The organism is Agromyces sp. P2_B3, from assembly GCF_056404815.1.
Genome location: NZ_JBFUDH010000002.1, coordinates 19,797 through 35,709, shown reverse-complemented (window position 1 = coordinate 35,709; position 15,913 = coordinate 19,797). Strand labels below are relative to the sequence as shown.

The 15,913-nt window shown below is 72.2% G+C and carries 12 protein-coding genes; 4 read left to right on the top strand and 8 right to left on the bottom strand.

Features of this window, described 5'->3' with window-relative positions; genetic code table 11:
- Window positions 1–2 precede the first annotated feature (2 nt).
- The 4 genes from AC1DZA_RS03100 to AC1DZA_RS03085 all read right to left on the bottom strand — a co-directional run bounded on the left by AC1DZA_RS03100 (window position 3) and on the right by AC1DZA_RS03085 (window position 4,433).
- Window positions 3–914, bottom strand: coding sequence for a carbohydrate ABC transporter permease (locus AC1DZA_RS03100; RefSeq protein WP_476771657.1), 912 nt, complete (start codon window positions 912–914; stop codon window positions 3–5).
- Complete coding sequence (locus AC1DZA_RS03095; protein ID WP_476771656.1) at window positions 911–1,891, bottom strand: carbohydrate ABC transporter permease; 981 nt, start codon at window positions 1,889–1,891, stop codon at window positions 911–913. Before AC1DZA_RS03095 ends, AC1DZA_RS03100 begins: the two co-directional genes overlap by 4 nt.
- A gap of 71 nt (window positions 1,892–1,962) precedes the next feature.
- On the bottom strand, window positions 1,963–3,255 hold the full coding sequence (locus AC1DZA_RS03090) for an ABC transporter substrate-binding protein (protein WP_476771655.1): 1,293 nt from the start codon (window positions 3,253–3,255) through the stop codon (window positions 1,963–1,965).
- Window positions 3,256–3,407: 152 nt separating this feature from the next.
- Window positions 3,408–4,433: a LacI family DNA-binding transcriptional regulator gene (locus AC1DZA_RS03085; protein ID WP_476771654.1), complete on the bottom strand. Its 1,026-nt coding sequence runs from the start codon at window positions 4,431–4,433 to the stop codon at window positions 3,408–3,410.
- A 193-nt stretch (window positions 4,434–4,626) separates the two neighbouring features.
- Between AC1DZA_RS03085 and xylA the strand changes: the two genes are divergently transcribed.
- From xylA to AC1DZA_RS03065, 4 genes are all read left to right on the top strand, one after another.
- On the top strand, window positions 4,627–5,820 hold the full coding sequence (gene xylA / locus AC1DZA_RS03080) for a xylose isomerase (RefSeq protein ID WP_476771653.1): 1,194 nt from the start codon (window positions 4,627–4,629) through the stop codon (window positions 5,818–5,820).
- Between the two features lie 109 nt (window positions 5,821–5,929).
- The gene (gene xylB, locus AC1DZA_RS03075) at window positions 5,930–7,351 is read left to right on the top strand and encodes a xylulokinase (protein ID WP_476771652.1); all 1,422 of its coding nucleotides are present in this window, start codon (window positions 5,930–5,932) and stop codon (window positions 7,349–7,351) included.
- A complete protein-coding gene (locus AC1DZA_RS03070) occupies window positions 7,348–8,607 on the top strand; it encodes an endo-1,4-beta-xylanase (protein WP_476771651.1) in 1,260 nt (419 codons plus the stop codon). Before xylB ends, AC1DZA_RS03070 begins: the two co-directional genes overlap by 4 nt.
- 130 nt (window positions 8,608–8,737) lie before the next feature.
- Complete coding sequence (locus AC1DZA_RS03065; protein ID WP_476771650.1) at window positions 8,738–9,067, top strand: hypothetical protein; 330 nt, start codon at window positions 8,738–8,740, stop codon at window positions 9,065–9,067.
- Window positions 9,068–9,095: 28 nt separating this feature from the next.
- Here AC1DZA_RS03065 and AC1DZA_RS03060 read toward each other — a convergent pair whose 3' ends face one another.
- The 4 genes from AC1DZA_RS03060 to AC1DZA_RS03045 form a co-directional block, all read right to left on the bottom strand.
- Complete coding sequence (locus AC1DZA_RS03060) at window positions 9,096–11,636, bottom strand: DUF4062 domain-containing protein (RefSeq protein ID WP_476771649.1); 2,541 nt, start codon at window positions 11,634–11,636, stop codon at window positions 9,096–9,098.
- Between the two features lie 262 nt (window positions 11,637–11,898).
- Window positions 11,899–13,008, bottom strand: coding sequence for a glycerate kinase (locus tag AC1DZA_RS03055; protein WP_476771648.1), 1,110 nt, complete (start codon window positions 13,006–13,008; stop codon window positions 11,899–11,901).
- Window positions 13,005–13,709 carry a ThuA domain-containing protein gene (locus AC1DZA_RS03050; protein WP_476771647.1) on the bottom strand — a complete coding sequence of 235 codons (705 nt, stop codon included), beginning with the start codon at window positions 13,707–13,709 and terminating at the stop codon, window positions 13,005–13,007. Before AC1DZA_RS03050 ends, AC1DZA_RS03055 begins: the two co-directional genes overlap by 4 nt.
- A gap of 53 nt (window positions 13,710–13,762) precedes the next feature.
- Window positions 13,763–15,766 carry a beta-galactosidase gene (locus tag AC1DZA_RS03045; RefSeq protein ID WP_476771646.1) on the bottom strand — a complete coding sequence of 668 codons (2,004 nt, stop codon included), beginning with the start codon at window positions 15,764–15,766 and terminating at the stop codon, window positions 13,763–13,765.
- Between the last annotated feature and the right edge of the window lie 147 nt (window positions 15,767–15,913).

Here is a 15,913-nt window from a genome sequence, read left to right as displayed (position 1 = left end):
GGTTACTTGACTGCTCCTGCGGTGATGCCCCGGGTGAGGGTGCGTTGGAAGATGAGGAAGAACACGAGGGTGGGGATGAGGCCGAGCAGGGCCGACGCGCTCGTCGTCGTGACATCCATGAGCCGGTCGCCCTGCAGCACGGTGATCGCCACCGGCACGGTCTGCGTGTCGTTCGACACCAGGAACGTGAGTGGGATCAGGAACTCGTTCCACGTCCAGATGAAGAAGAAGATGAGCAGCACCGAGAGCGTCGGCCGCGAGATCGGGTAGACCACCCGCCAGAGGATCTGCCAGCGGCTGGCGCCGTCGAGGGATGCCGCCTCGAGCAGCTCCTTCGGGAAGGTGCCGTAGACCGAGGCGAGCAGGTAGGTGCCGAACGCCGACTGGATGACCGTGAAGATGATGATGACCGCCCACTGGCTGTCGTAGAGGCCGACCTCCTTGAACATGAAGTACAGCGGGTAGAGCAGCACCTCCTGCGGCAGCATGTTCGCGAGCAGGATGACGACGACGATCCAGAGGCGCCCCTTCACCCGGCCGATGCCGAGCGCAAACGCGTTGAGCATCGAGAGCAGCACCGCGAAGACCGCGACGAGCCCCGAGATGAACGCGCTGTTCCAGAGCTTCTGCGGGAAGTCGACGCGCTCCCAGAACGCCGTGATGCCGTCGAAGTACAGCGACGTCGGCAGCGTCAGCGGACCCGAGGTGTTGTAGTCGGCCGGCGACTTGAACGAGTTGATGAGGATGAGCAGGAACGGCACCGCGATGAGCAGGCCGAGCAGGATCGCCACCAGCAGCACGATCCAGTCGCCGACCGTCTTGCGCCGGCTGCCGCCGCGGCCGGGCCGCGCCGGCTTCGGTTCCTCGACGGAGGCGTCGAGGGTGGCGGTGGCCTCGTCGAGTACGGCGCTCATCGTGCCTCCTCCTTCTGCTCCACGCGGTTCTGCACGAGGATGAACACCACGCTGACCGCGGCGATGACGACGGTGAGGGCGGTCGCGATGGTCGCGCCGTAGCCCACCTGCTGAGACTGGAAGAACTCGCTGTACGCGTAGTACGCGGGCACGATGGTGGCCGTGCCGGGGCCGCCGCCCGTGAGCGCGTAGATCGGCCCGAACACCTTGAGCGCGGCGATCGTGCAGGTGAGCGTGACCACGAAGATCTCGGGCCGGATGATGCCGACGGTGATCGCCTGGAACCGCTGGAACCAGTTCGCACCGTCGAGCTCGGCCGCCTCGTAGAGCTCGGGATCGACGCGCTGCAGCGCGGCCATGAAGATGACGATCGGGTAGCCGAGCTGCACCCAGATCATGATGACCATGATGCTCGGCAGCGCCGTGTCGGGATCGCCGAGCCAGTTCTGCTGCAGTGCGCCGAGGCCGACCGCCTCGAGCATCTGGTTGAGGGCGCCGTTCTGGGGGCGCAGGATCCAGCCGATGACGATGGCCGCGATCACCGCGGGCAGGATCTGCGGCAGGTAGTACGTCGCCCGAAGGAAGCTCGCGAGCTTCCCGCCGAACTTCTTGCCGATGAGGTCGAACAGCATGGCCGCGAGCACGAGCCCGAGGAGCGTTGGCACGACGACCATCGCGACGATCATGGCGATGGAGTTGCCGAACGACGTCCAGAACACCGAGTCGCCGGCGAGCTCGATCCAGTTGTCGAGCCCGATCCACTCGGGCGGGCGGATGCCGCGGTAATCGGTGAACGTCAGGTAGACGTTCCAGACCAGCGGGACGACGATGATGACGGCGAGCAGCGCGAGGCCGGGCACGAGGTAGAGCCAGTACGCGTTGCGGCTCGATCCGGGGATCTGGCTCGACGGCGCGCGACGGGCGCGCGGCCCGGCGTCGCGGGCGGTGAGCGCTCGGGTGTCGGGAGCGATGGCCATGGTGGGTCCTTCCGTTCAGGGGTCGGATGCCGCGGGCTCGGCGCACACTCCGGCCCGCGGCATCCGTGGCGTCAGCCGACGATGTCGTCGACGCCGGCCTGGTACTGCTCGCCGAGCTGCTGCTGCACCTCGGCGGGCGACTTGGTGCCGTTCACGAGCTCCTGGAGGCCCGCGTTCAGCTCGTCGTAGAAGGTCGGGGTGGGCCAGTCGGGGTAGAACGCGATGCCGTCGCGGTCGGTGAGGGCGTTGAAGTTCGCGATGAGCTCGGCGCTCTTCTCGTCGGTGATGTCGGCGGGGTCGGCCGCGACGGGCACGCCGCCGTTGTTGCCGATGAGCGCCTGGATCTCGGGCCGCATCGTGATGTCGATGAACTCGGCGGCGAGCTCCTTGTTCTGCGCGCGCTCGGGGATGACCCACATGTTTCCCGCCGATCCGGGCGACATCTCGGCGCCGGGGAAGAGGAACGTGCCCCACTCGAAGCCGTCGATCTCGGTGGTGAACCGGTTGTGCCACCAGCTGCCCGAGAAGAAGATCGGGGCGTCGCCGTTGATGAAGCTCACGCCGGCGTCCTCGGCCTTGAGGCCGCTCGCGTCGGTCGAGATGTAGCCCTTGTCGGTCCAGTCCTTGATCGTCTCGGTGGCGTATGAGATCTCGTCGCCCTCCCAGTCGACGTCGCCCGTGTAGAGCTGGTAGTCGTCGACGAACGAGCGGTCGGCCTTCGACAGCGCGAGCTGGTACCAGAGCTGGCCGAGCGGGTACTCCGCGGCAGACTCCGACAACGGGGTGATGCCCTGGTCGGCGAACGCCTGCAGCACGTCCTCGAACTCGTCGAGCGTGGTCGGCACCTCGAGGCCCGCCGCGGCGAACGCGTCCTTGTTGTAGTAGACCTCGACGAACTCGCCGTAGTTGGGCACGCCGTACCAGCTGCCCGATCCCATGATGCCGTTCTCGTCGTACTTGGCGGTGGTCTGCAGGCTCGGGCTGAGCTGGTCGTCCCAGCCGTGCTCGGCGACCACGTCGTCGAGGTTCGAGAGCAGGCCCTGGCTCGAGAGCAGCCCGGCGGTCGCGTTGCCCTTGTTGTACTCGAGCAGGTCGGGCGCCTCGTCGGAGTTGAGCACCTGGCTGGCCGTCGAGCGGATCTGCTCGAAGCTCTTCTCCTCGAACTCGACCTTCGCGCCGGTCTCCTCCTCGAAGAGCTTGATGGCCTCGGCCCAGGCGATGCCCATCGCGCTGGTGTCGCTCTCGTAGTGCCAGAGGCGGAGCGTGTCGTCGTCGCCGCCTCCTCCCGAGCCGGAGCATCCGGAGAGGACGAGTGCCGCGGCGGCGATCGTCGCCGCCGCGCCCACGATTCTGGTGTGCTTCATTGCGTTCTCCTTGGTGGGTGGTTCGTTGGTGCGGATGCCGCGTGGTCGGTCGTGTCGAGCGGATGTCGCAGGGTGCTGGTCGAAGCGCTTCGACGATGCGCGGCGGGTCGGTCGGGTTCCGTCTGGACGGAGCCGACGCGGGGTCGGTCGGGTCAGTCGGGCGGGAGCGGCACCACGGAGCCGTGCGCGTGGTACTCGGGCGCGATGAGGTGCACGCCCGGAGCGGGCGGCGCCTCCGTCATCGACTGGATGGCGAGGCCGACGGCGAGGTCGCACGAGGCCTGGGGCACCAGGGGAATGACGTCGAGGGGCGGTTGGAACGAGGTGGTGTCGAACGTGGAGCCGACCGAGACGACGGCGACGTCGCCCGGCACGGCGAGCTCACGGGACGCAAGCTCCTCGAGCACGGCGGCGTGCGTGGCGTCGTCGCAGTGCAGCACGAGGCCGGTGGCGCCGCCGTCGAGCAGCGCGCCGACCGCCGAGCGCACCTGGGCGGCGCGGGAGCGGCGGCCGTCGCCCACCTCGGGCAGTTCCACGGCGTACGCGAGCGACCGTTCCGCCGCCCGGCCTTCGAACCCGGCGCGGATGCGCGGCGGGAAGTTGGAGCGCCGGTACGCGACCGGCGGGTGCCCGACGAGTCCGATCGAGCGATGCCCGGCGTCGGCGAGGCGGTCGACGGCGAGCGCGGCGGCCGCCTCGAAGTCGAGGTCGACGCAGACGAGGCCCTCGTGGTCGGTCGGCACGCCGATGAAGATCGACGGGATGTCGAGGCGACGGGCCAGGGCGACCCGCTCGTCGTCGGGGGCCACATCGAGCACGAGCACCGCGTCGGCGAGGCCGCTGGTGGCGACGCGGTGCATGCCCGCGGTGGCCTGCTCGTCGGTGAGGAGCAGCACGTCGTAGTCGAAGCGCCGTGCGGCGATCGACGTGGCCAGCACGAACGCCATGTGCGCGGGCGCATGGGTGTCGGCGCGGAACGGCTCGGTCACGGCGAAGATGTTGGTGCGACGGCCGGCGAGCATGCGGGCCCCGGCGTTCGGCCGGTAGTCGAGCTCGCGCACGGCCAGCTCGATGCGCCGGCGGGTCTCGGCCGAGATCGTGCGCTTGCCGCTTAGGGCGTACGACACGGTGCTGATCGACACGCCGGCGGCCTTCGCCACCTCGTGGATCTTCGCCATGCCGGACTCCATCGTCTAAACGTTTCGATTGGTTCGTCGGGGACTCTACGCACACGTCGACGGGCCGCGCAAGTGGTTTGTGGGATTTGCGAACAAATGGCTCAGGGTGCCGGGCCGACTTGCATCCGCCCCGTCGTGGCCTTATGTTGTACCTGCCAACAAATCATCGATGACGCTGAAAGGCGGATCACCCATGGCCAGCGCGCCCACCCGCGACGACAAGTTCTCCTTCGGCCTCTGGACGGTCGGCTACAACGGCACGGACCCGTTCGGCGGCCCCACGCGGCATCCGCTCGACGTCGTGCACGTGGTCGAGAAGCTCGCCGAGCTCGGCGCCTACGGCCTCACCTTCCACGACGACGACCTCTTCGCGTTCGGCTCGACCGACGCCGAGCGCCAGACGCAGATCGACCGCCTCAAGGGCGCGCTCGATGACACCGGCCTCATCGTGCCGATGGTCACCACCAACCTCTTCTCGGCGCCGGTCTTCAAGGACGGCGGCTTCACCGCGAACGATCGCGACGTGCGCCGCTACGCGCTGCGCAAGGTGTTCCGCCAGCTCGACCTCGGCGCCGAGCTCGGCGCGAAGACGTTCGTCATGTGGGGCGGCCGCGAGGGGGCCGAGTACGACGCGGCCAAGGACATCCGCCAGGCGCTCGAGCGCTACCGCGAGGCCGTCAACCTCCTCGGCGACTACGTGACCGACAAGGGCTACGACATCCGCTTCGCCATCGAGCCGAAGCCGAACGAGCCCCGCGGCGACATCCTGCTGCCGACGCTCGGCCACGCGATCGCCTTCATCGACTCGCTCGAGCGCCCCGAGCTCGTCGGCCTCAACCCCGAGGTCGGCCACGAGCAGATGGCGGGCCTCAACTTCGCGGCCGGCATCGCGCAGGCGCTGTACCACGGCAAGCTCTTCCACATCGACCTCAACGGCCAGCGCGGCATCAAGTACGACCAGGACCTCGTGTTCGGCCACGGCGACCTGCACAACGCGTTCGCGCTCGTCGACCTGCTCGAGAACGGCGGCCCCGGCGGCGTCCCGGCCTACGACGGCCCGCGCCACTTCGACTACAAGCCCTCGCGCACCGAGGACGAGAAGGGCGTGTGGGAGTCGGCTGCGGCCAACATGCGCACCTACCTGCTCCTCAAGGAGCGCGCCGCGGCCTTCCGCGCCGACCCCGAGGTGCAGGAGGCGCTCGAGGCCGCCAAGGTCTTCGAGCTGTCGACCCCGACGCTCAACGACGGCGAGACCTACGACGACTTCCTCGCCGACCGGTCGGCCTACGAGGACTTCGACCCGAGCGTCTACCTGAACGGCAAGGGCGGCGGCTTCGTGCGCCTGCAGCAGCTCGCCACCGAGCACCTGCTGGGCGCGAGGCGCTAGCCTCGCGCAAAGGCGGCAGCCGTAGCCCCGAGAGGCGCGCAGCGCCGAAGGGCGTGCCGCGGCAGCCTTGAGAACGTGACACGCAGGACCACGAAGGAGTAACCCTCAAATGGCACTCGTCGCCGGCGTCGACTCGTCGACGCAGTCCTGCAAGGTCGTGATCCGGGATGCCGCGACCGGGGCGCTCGTGCGCTCCGGCCGCGCCCCGCACCCCGACGGCACCGAGGTCGATCCCGCCGCCTGGTGGGGCGCCCTCCTCTCGGCGTTCGCGGACGCGGACGGGCTCGACGGCGTCGAGGCGATCTCGGTCGGCGGCCAGCAGCACGGCATGGTCGTGCTCGACGACGAGGGCCGCGTCATCCGCGACGCCCTGCTCTGGAACGACACCCGCTCGGCGCAGGCGGCACGAGACCTGATCGACGAGGTCGGCGCCGACCAGTACGCCCAGCGCACGGGCGTCGTGCCGGTCGCGTCGTTCACGGCGACGAAGCTGCGCTGGCTGCGCGACGCCGAGCCGGATGCCGCGGCCCGCGTCGCGGCGGTGGCCCTCCCCCACGACTGGCTGACGTGGCGCCTCCGCGGCTACGGCCCCGCGGACGAGTCGCCGCTCGGCCCCGTGCTCGACGAGCTCACGACCGACCGCTCCGACGCGAGCGGCACGGCCTACTGGGGCGCCGACGGGTACGACCGCGACCTGCTCGTGCGCGCGCTCGGCCACGACGTGATCCTGCCGCGGGTGCTCGGCCCCGGCGAAGCGGCGGGCCGCACGCCCGACGGCATCCTCGTCGGCCCGGGCGCGGGCGACAACGCCGCGGCCGCACTCGGGCTCGATGCGGCATCAGGCGACGTCGTCGTGTCGATCGGCACGAGCGGCACGGTCTTCGCCGTGACGGATGCCCCCATCGCCGACGCGTCGGGCACCGTCGCCGGGTTCGCGGATGCCACGGGGCGCTTCCTGCCGCTCATCGCCACGCTCAACGCGGCCCGGGTGCTCGACGCGACTGCGCGACTGCTCGGCGTCGACCACGCCGAGCTCGGACGCCTGGCGCTCGACGCCGAGCCTGGGGCATCCGGTGCCGTGCTCGTGCCCTACTTCGAGGGCGAGCGCACGCCGAACCTGCCGCACGCCACGGCGTCGTTCTCTGGGCTGACGCTGGCGAACACGACCCGACCGTCGATCGCCCGCGCGGCGATCGAGGGCATGCTCTGCGGACTCGCCGACGGCCTCGACGCGGTGCGCGGCCAGGGCGTCGAGGCGCAGCGGGTGCTGCTCATCGGCGGCGCCGCGCAGAACCCCGCCGTGCGGGCGGTCGCAGCCCAGGTGTTCGACGCGCCCGTGGTCGTGCCCGCGCCCGGCGAGTACGTCGCCGACGGGGCCGCGCGCCAGGCCGCGTGGGTGCTCACCGGCGCACGGCCGGGCTGGCCCGTCGAGGTCGCCGAGGAGCTGGCCGTCGACGCCCGGCCCGAGATCCGCGAGCAGTACGCGGCCGCTGCTGCCACCGCCGCCGCCGCCGCAACCGCCGCGAAGTGAACCACCTGATCGATGCCGCGGCCGGCGGCCCCGAGCACCGCCGAGGCGCCACCACCGTCACCGTCACCGGTCGGGACGGCGCGCCCCTCGCCGACACCGAGGTGGTCGTCGAGCAGACCGAGCACGCGTTCGGCTTCGGCAACATCGGCTTCGACCTCGTGCCGATGGCCAACGGCCGGGGCGCGCCCGGCGACGAGGAGCTCGCCGCCCGCCTGGTCGAGCTCTTCAACGTCGCCACGCTGCCGTTCTACTGGCGCGACTTCGAGCCAGAACCCGGCCGGCCGCGCACGACCGAGCTGCGCCGCACCGCCGAGTGGCTCCGTCAGCGCGGAGTGGCCGTGAAGGGGCATCCGCTCGCCTGGCACACGCTCGCCCCCGAGTGGCTGCTGGACCTCCCGCTGGACGAAGTGGAGGCGGCGCTGCGCGGCCGCATCCGCCGCGAGGTCGGCGAGTTCGCAGGCCTCATCGACACGTGGGACGCGATCAACGAGGTCGTGATCATGCCGGTCTTCGAGGCCGAGGACAACGCGATCACGCCCCTCGCACGTGCGCGCGGGCGCATCCACCTGATCCGCCTCGCGTTCGAGGAGGCGCGTGCCGCGAATCCGGCGGCGACGCTGCTGCTCAACGACTTCGACCTCTCGAGCGCCTACGAGTGCCTCATCGAGGGCGTGCTCGAGGCCGGCATCCGCATCGACGCGATCGGCCTGCAGACCCACATGCACCAGGGCTTCCGCGGCGAGGAGGCGCTCGTCGCGATCGCCGACCGGTTCGCACGTTACGGGGTGCCGCTGCACTTCACCGAGACGTCGCTCGTCTCGGGCGACCTCATGCCTCCGCACATCGAGGACCTCAACGACTGGCGGGTCGACGAATGGCCGTCGACGCCCGAGGGCGAGGCCCGCCAGGCCGACCAGCTCGAACGCCACTACCGAACGCTCGTCGGGCACCCCGCGGTCGAGGCGATCACGTACTGGGGCATCACCGACCGGGGCGCCTGGCTCAACGCGCCGATCGGGCTGCTCCGTGCCGACGGCACGCCGAAGCCGTCGTACGACGCGCTGCACCGCCTCGTGAAGGGCGAGTGTTGGCTTCCGCCGACGACCGTGCGCACGGATGCCGCGGGGCGGGTGTCCGTCCGCGGATTCGCGGGCGACTACGCGGTGCGGCCGGCACGGGGCCGAGCGGATGCCGCGCCGGCGGCGTTCACCGTCGCGAGGGCCGTCTCCGGCGAGGCATCCGTCGTCCTCGCCTGAGTTCGCGTTCGTGGCGTGCCCGAGCTCTCACCGGCGCATGCCGGCCTCGACGCACACCCGTCGGCGTAGCATTGAGGCGAGACGTCGCCCGCTGACGGCGCCCCGGATGCTCAAGAGCGAGGGAGCGATGATGTCCGAATCGAACGACGCGAACGCCGAGGACCAGACCGAACTGCCCGACCAGCCCCACCGGCACTCCGAGCCCGAGACCGCCACGGATCGGCTCGAGGGACAGTACACCGAGGTCGGCGGGCAGCCGGCGCACGAGCGCACCGTGGCAGGCGAATACACCCGCACCGACGGCCGGCCCGACGAGGAGCCCACGGTGGGCGACTACACCTCGACCGACCGTCACCCCGAGACCCACGACCCGTCGGAGCGGCACGGCAAGTTCGTGCGAACGCAGCCGCCGAAGCCGCATCCCGGTTCGCACAAGGCCGAGGAGCACGCGCCCGACTGATCAGGCGCGCCATGCCGAGCCACCGGCCTCAGGCGAGCGCCGCCTCGACGATGTCGGCGAGTTCGGCCTCGCGCCCCAGGCGGCGCGCCGCCTCGAACCGGGACGCCCCGGGCCCCGCGAGCACGCGGTCGAGATAGGTCTCGAAGAACGAGAGCGGCGAGCGCGTCGGCAGGCCCTTGCGCTCCCGGATGTCCTCGGCCGCCCCGAGCATCCGGCCCGCACGCTCGAGGTCGCCCGCCGTCGTTGCCACGGCGAACATCCCCTCGAGCGCGTCCGCGATCCCCTCCTCGTGCCCGATGGTCGACGCGAGCAGGAGCTGCTCGCCGAAGCACTCGCGGGCACGATCGGGCTCGCCGCCGCCCAGCCGGGCCCAGCCGAGGTGACTGAGCGAGACCGCCTGGCCGAGCGTGTCGCGGATCCGGCGAGCGACCGCCAGGCTCGTCTCGAACTGCCGGGCGGCCTCATCGACCCGCCCCTGCGCCAGCCGGGCACGGCCGAGCATGATCCCGACCATCGCCCCCGCGAACGCGACGTCGAACTCCTCGGCGAGCTCGAGGGAGCGCCGGGCGTCCTCTTCCGCCGCCTCGACCTCGACCGGCTCCTGCGCGAACTGCGAGATGGCGAGTGACGCGCGCGCGAGGGCCTCGCCGCGTACGTCGCCCACCCGGCTGAAGTACTCGGCGCATCGCGCCATCGCTGGGACGACCGACTCGTCCGAGGTGCGCCAGTAGCGGATGGCGTTCAGGCAGTACTCGGCGATGACCCACGACCGCTCGCTGAGCTCGACACCGGGCTCGAGCAGCCGGATCGTCCAGGCCCTGAGCTCGCCGGCCCGGCCGCCGCCCCACCAGAACGCGTAGAGCGGCCAGGCGAGTTGCGCGACGTCGTCGAAGCGGCGCGTCGCGAAGAGGTGGTCGACCGCCGCCCGCAGTTCGTCGTGCTCGTCGAGAAGACGCCGCACCCGCTCGACCTGCCCCTGCCAGGTCGCCGCGGAATCCGCCTCGACCGCGAGCCCGACGTACAAGTCGGCGTGCCGCTGCTGCGTCGCGGTCAGCGCACCGCGCTCGGCGAGCCGGTCCCTTCCGTACTCGCGCACCGTGGAGAGCATCGTGAACCAGGCACGCGAGCCGCGGTCCTGCTCGCGCACGAGGCTGCCGTCGACGAGTGCGCCGAGCGCCTCGACGGCGTCCTCCCCGCCCAGGCCGTCGGACATCCACTCGACCGCATCGAGCCCGAAGCCGGCGCGGAACACGCCCAGGCGGAGAAGGAGCTCGCGTTCGGGCTCCGCCAGCAGCTGCGCGCTCCAGTCGATGGTCGCCCTCAGCGTGCGCTGGCGTTCGGGGAGGTCGCGCGCGCCGCCGACGAGCAGCGGCAGCGCGTGGTCGAGGCGTTCCAGGAGCGCGGCCGGCGTCAGCACGCGCAACCGGGCGGCAGCGAGCTCGAGCGCGAGCGGCACGTCGTCGAGCGCCCCGCAGATCGCGACGACCTGCGCCGCGTTCTCGTCCGTGAGCTCGAAGTCGGGCTTCACCGCGCGCGCACGCTCCACGAACAACTCCGCGGCCTCCTGCGACGGGAGCGGTCCGAGCGGGACGTTCTGCTCGCCGCGCACCCGGAGCAGGATCCGGCTGGTCGCGAGCGCGCAGGCGGACGACGCGGCGAGCATCGCGCTGAGCTCGGGCGCGGCCTCGACGACCTGCTCGACGTTGTCGAGCACCAGCAGGAGCCGTCGTCGTCCGAGCGCCCGGGCGAGCTTCTCGTGCAGCGGGGGGTCACCGGTGTCGCGGATGCCAAGCGCGTTCGCGACCGCGGTGATCACGAGTCCGGCGTCCAGCACGGGGGCGAGGTCGACGAACACGACGCCGTCGGGGAACGCGGCCTCCACCGCGCGTGCGGCCTCCACGGCGAGTCGGCTCTTGCCGATCCCGCCGGGGCCGGTGAGGGTCACGAGCCGCTGTCCTTCGACGGTCAGCATCCTCGTGACCGTCGCGAGCTCGGCGTCCCGACCGACGAGCCGGGTCAGCGGCGACGGCGGCCGCACGGGTTCCGTCGAGAAGACCTCCGCTGCCGGTTCGGCGAGCGGGGCGGTGCGGGCGCTCGCCGCGTCGAAGCGTTCGGCCAGCAGTGTGGCGAGGTCGGCCGTGACGAGGTCGGCGAGCTCGGCGGCATCCGCGAATGCCACATACGATGCGTCGTCGTCGCCGCGGATGCGACCGAGCAGGTCGTCGAGCCGCCCCTCACGGTGCTCGCTGCGCTTGAGGTAGATCAGCTTCGGGATGTCGGGCGCGAGGTTCCACTCGTCCTCGAGCCCCGAGACGGCCTCCCCCGGCGCGATCCAGCCGTACTGCTCCCAGTAGACCCCGACGAAGATGTCGCTCTGCTCGAGGTAGGCACGATAGAGCTCGCGCGGCGGATGCGGTCGCGCGCCGAGCTCGAACATCACCGGCGCGAGGGCGAGCCGTTCGATCGCCGCGCGGGCGGCGCGCCGCTCGGGCGCGAGCTCCTTCAGGGTGGAGCTGACGAAGACGCGCAGGCGCTGGTCCGGCGTCCGGATGGCGCCGTCCGGGTTCATGGGTCACAGTCTGGCCGTCCGCTCGCGGGCGTGTCCAGATCGGCGGGCACCCCCAGAACGGATGTCGAGGGCCGCCGGAGCGCGGGTCGGCGGGGCCGGACGCGGCGCGTTGTGCCCACCGAGCGCCGGTGCGAAATGGAGGAACTTCGGAGCGGCTCACCGCGGCGGCAGTGCGCCGCACCCGCGTGTCGCTCGGAAGTTCCTCCATTTCGACGTGCGCCGGAGCAGCCGGCGGGCCGCGCCGGGCCGGGCCGGCGGAAGCTCAGGCCGTTCGGACGACGTGCGTGCGGGCGAGCTGCGCGCCGGTGGCCTCGAGCCAGCGCAGCGGCTCCGCCATCGCGGCCGCTCCGCTCCCGGCGAGCTCGGCGAGGGCGACGGATGCCGAGAATCCGCGCGGCTCGGCCGTGATCGCCCCGGCGACGAGCGCCGTCGGCACGCCGGCGTCGCGGGCGAGCGCGGCCACGATCGTGGGCGCCTTGCCCGCCTCGGACTGCCCGTCGAAGCGCCCCTCCCCCGTGATCACGAGGTCGGCGCCGGCGATCGCGTCGGGCAGGCCGACCGCTTCGGCGACGAGGGCCGCGCCGCCGCCCATCCGGGCGCCCCACGCGAGCAGCCCGAACCCGGTGCCGCCGGCCGCACCGGCGCCGGGGCTCTCGGCGAGCGGCCGCAGTCGGGCGGGAACGAGCCCCGCGAGCCGCGCCAGGCTCGCGTCGAGCTCGGCGACGGTCGCGGCATCCGCCCCCTTCTGCGGGCCGAAGACCGCCGCGGCGCCGAGCGGACCGAGCAGCGGGTTCGTCACGTCGCCGAGGATGACGGCCCCACCCGGCGGCAACGCGCGGAGCGCCTCGAGATCGACCCCGGCGAGCGCGCCCAGCCCACCGCCGCCGAGCGGAACGGGGTCGCCCGACTCGTTGAGGAAGCGGGCCCCGAGCACGGCGAGCGCGGCCGTGCCGCCGTCGGTTGACGAGCTGCCGCCGAGTGCGAGCAGCAGGCGATCCACGCCGGCGTCGAGCGCGGCGGCGATGGCCTCGCCGAACCCGGCGGTATGGGCGTCGAGCGGCGCGAGCGGATCGAGCAGCGTGATCCCCGACGTCGCGGCGAGCTCGACCACGCCCGTGCCGTCGGGCAGCAGCAGCCACCACGTGTCGACGGGGTCGGAGAGCGGCCCGCGCACCGTCACCGGCATGAGCCGGGCGCCGGGAACCGCCGAGGCGAACGCGTCGAGGGTGCCCTCGCCGCCGTCCGCCATCGGACGCTCGACGAGGACGTCGTCGGGGCGAACGGCCCGCCATCCCGCCGCGAGCGCCGCCGCGGCATCCGCAGCGCTCGCCGTGCCCTTGAACGAGTCGGGAGCGATGACGACGCGCGTCACGACGCGTCGAAGGTGGGGGCGGGCACGCGCGACAGCCAGTCGAGCGCGCGGGTGAGCAGTTCGCGGTGCTCGGGCGAGTCGTAGGAGCGCGTGTCGTGGCCCAGCGCGTCGTAGACGACGCGCGACGCACCGAGCTCACGGGCCCAGACGAGCGGATGCCGCATGCCGTCCTCCTCGTGCTCGGCGATCGGCTCGATCACGCCGTCGAGTCGCAGGCCCGAGTACCGTTCGTCGAACACGGTGAAGTCGGCGACCCCCTCGGCGATCGGATGCGTGCCGACGAGGTGGACCGTCGCCTCGCCGATGGGCGGATGCCACGACGCGCCCTCGATCCAGCGGGCGCCGAGCGCGTGGCCGAACGCGGGCAGCTCGGGCAGCGTCGATGCCGCGGCGTGCACGGCGAGGAGGCCGATGCCGCGGGCCAGCGCGGCGTCGAGGCCGGCCGCCGCAGCCGTGAGCTGGGCGTCGGTGGGCGCGGGTGGTTCGGGTTCACCCTCGGGCTGGGGGTTGTCGGGGTTGCCGGCGTTCACGACGAGCAGGTCGGCGTCGCCGAGGTCGGCGAGCCCGCCGAGCAGGTCGTCGCTCACCTCGACGTGGTAGCCCGCGCCGCCGATGATTCCCGCGAGCGCCGCGCTGGTCTCCGCGAAGCGGTGCCACGGGTCGGCGTAGCGACCCGACCCGCTGAGGATGACGGCGCGCATGCCACCACCTCCTCCGCCCTCGCGTGCATCGTAACCCCCTGAGGTGTTCGCCGTCATCGCCCGACCACCATGGCCCAGTCGAAGGCGCCGAGGCGGACTCCGTCGACCTCTTCGCCCGAGACCGCGTCGGTGCCGCGCACGGCGACGTCGACCGGGTCGCCGCCGTGGTTGACGACCGTGACGAGTGCGCCGCGTCGCGCCGCCTCGACGTGTTCGGGCAGGCCGGCGACGACGGGTTCGACGCCCGCGTCGGCGAGCACGTGGTCGACGACGGCCTGGGCGCCGGCCTCGTCGGGCACGGTGGCGAGGTACCGGGCGACCCCGCGTCCGGCGCGGCGCGCGGTGAGCGCCGGATGCCCCGCGCGGCGCCCGCTCGTGAACGAGGCCTCGACCGTGGCATCCGTCGCCTCGATCTCCTCGGCGAACAGCGTGCCGACGGCTGCACCGAGCCCCGATCCCGCCACACCCTCGAACCGCGCCTCCCGTTCGCCTGGTTCACCCGGCGCGGCATCGGGTGGCACGAGGGCGCCGAAGTCCTCGACCCGGATGCCGCACAGGGGGCCGAGCCGGGTCGCGAACCCGCCGTCGCGGAACGCGTCGCGCTCGTCGACGACGTCGCTGAACGGACCGGCGAGCAGGTGCCCGCCGCCCTCGACGAAGGAGGTGAGCGCCGCGGCGCCCTCGTCGCGCAGGAGGTACAGCAGGGGTGCGACCGCGAGCGCGTACCGCTCGTCGACGCGCTCGGGCGGCACGACGTCGACCTGCACGTGGCGGCGGTGCAGCGCGCGGTACCAGCGCTGCACGACGGCGAGGTGGTCGAGCCGGTTCTGGGGGTGGTCGGAGGCCTCGACCGCCCACCAGTTCTCCCAGTCGAACACGAGCGCGACCTGCGCGTCACTCGTGCCGGCAGGGGCGACCGGGAGCGTCGGCAGCGCGGCGAGCTGCGCGCCCAGCTCGGTGACCTCGCGCCAGGTGCGCGTCTCCGTGCCGGCGTGCGGCAGCATCGCCGAGTGGAACTTCTCGGCGCCGGCCCGGCTCTGCCGCCACTGGAAGAAGAGGATGCCGTCGGCGCCCCGCCCGATCGCCTGCGCGCTGAGGGCCGCCATCTGCCCCGGGGCCTTCGGCGCGTTCGAGGGGCGCCAGTTCAGCGCGTTCGTGGACTGCTCCATGAGGATCCACGGCACGTCGGGCTTCAGTGAGCGCACGAGGTCGCGCTGGAATGCCGCCGCCCGGAACGACTCGGGGTCGTTCGGGTCGGGGTAGGCGTCGTCGCTCACGAGGTCCAGGTGCTCGGCCCACTGCTGGTAGTTCGCGGGCTTGAACGCGCCCATGAAGTTCGTGGTGATCGGTTGGGTCGCCCCGGCCGCCCGGATGATCTCGCGCTCCATGAGGTAGCACTCGAGCAGCATGTCGCTCGTGAACCTGCGGTAGTCGAGCGTCTGGCCGGGGTTCAGGCTGTACGGCGCCTTGCGCGGCGGGAACACCTCGTCGAACGATCCGTAGCGCTGCGACCAGAAGTTCGTGCCCCACGCGGCGTTGAGCGCGTCGACGTCGCCGTAGCGGTCGGCCAGCCACCGCCGGAACGCGTCGCGCGCGGCGTCCGAGAAGTCCATGTTCAGGTGGCAGCCGTACTCGTTGTTCACGTGCCACATGACGACGGCCGGATGCTGCGCATACCGCTCCGCGATGGCGGTCACGAGCTCGGCGGCCAGGCGTCGGTACACGGGCGACGACGGCGCGAACTGCTGGCGGCTGCCCGGCCAGTACGTGGCGCCGTTCTCGTCCTGCGGGAGGAGCTCGGGGTAGGCGGCGCTCGCCCAGGGCGGCGGCGACGCGGTGGCCGTGGCGAGGTCGACGGCGATGCCGCCCTCGTGCAGCAGGCCGATGACGCGGTCGAGCCAGCCGAAGTCGAACTCGCCCTCGCGCGGCTGGATGCGCGACCAGGCGAAGATGCCGAGGCTCACCATGGTCACGCCGGCCTCGTGCATGCGCGCGACATCCTCGGGCCAGATCTCCTCGGGCCACTGCTCGGGGTTGTAGTCGGCGCCGTAGTGCACGGGACTCCTTCGTCGATCGGTCGGGACTGGGACTACCAGAACGGGAAAGCGCATTCCAGCCTACCCCGCCACGTGCGGCATCCGCTGGATGCGCGCCAGGATCGCCCACTCGATGACGGATCGGCTCGGCTCGGCGCCGCGAGGCCC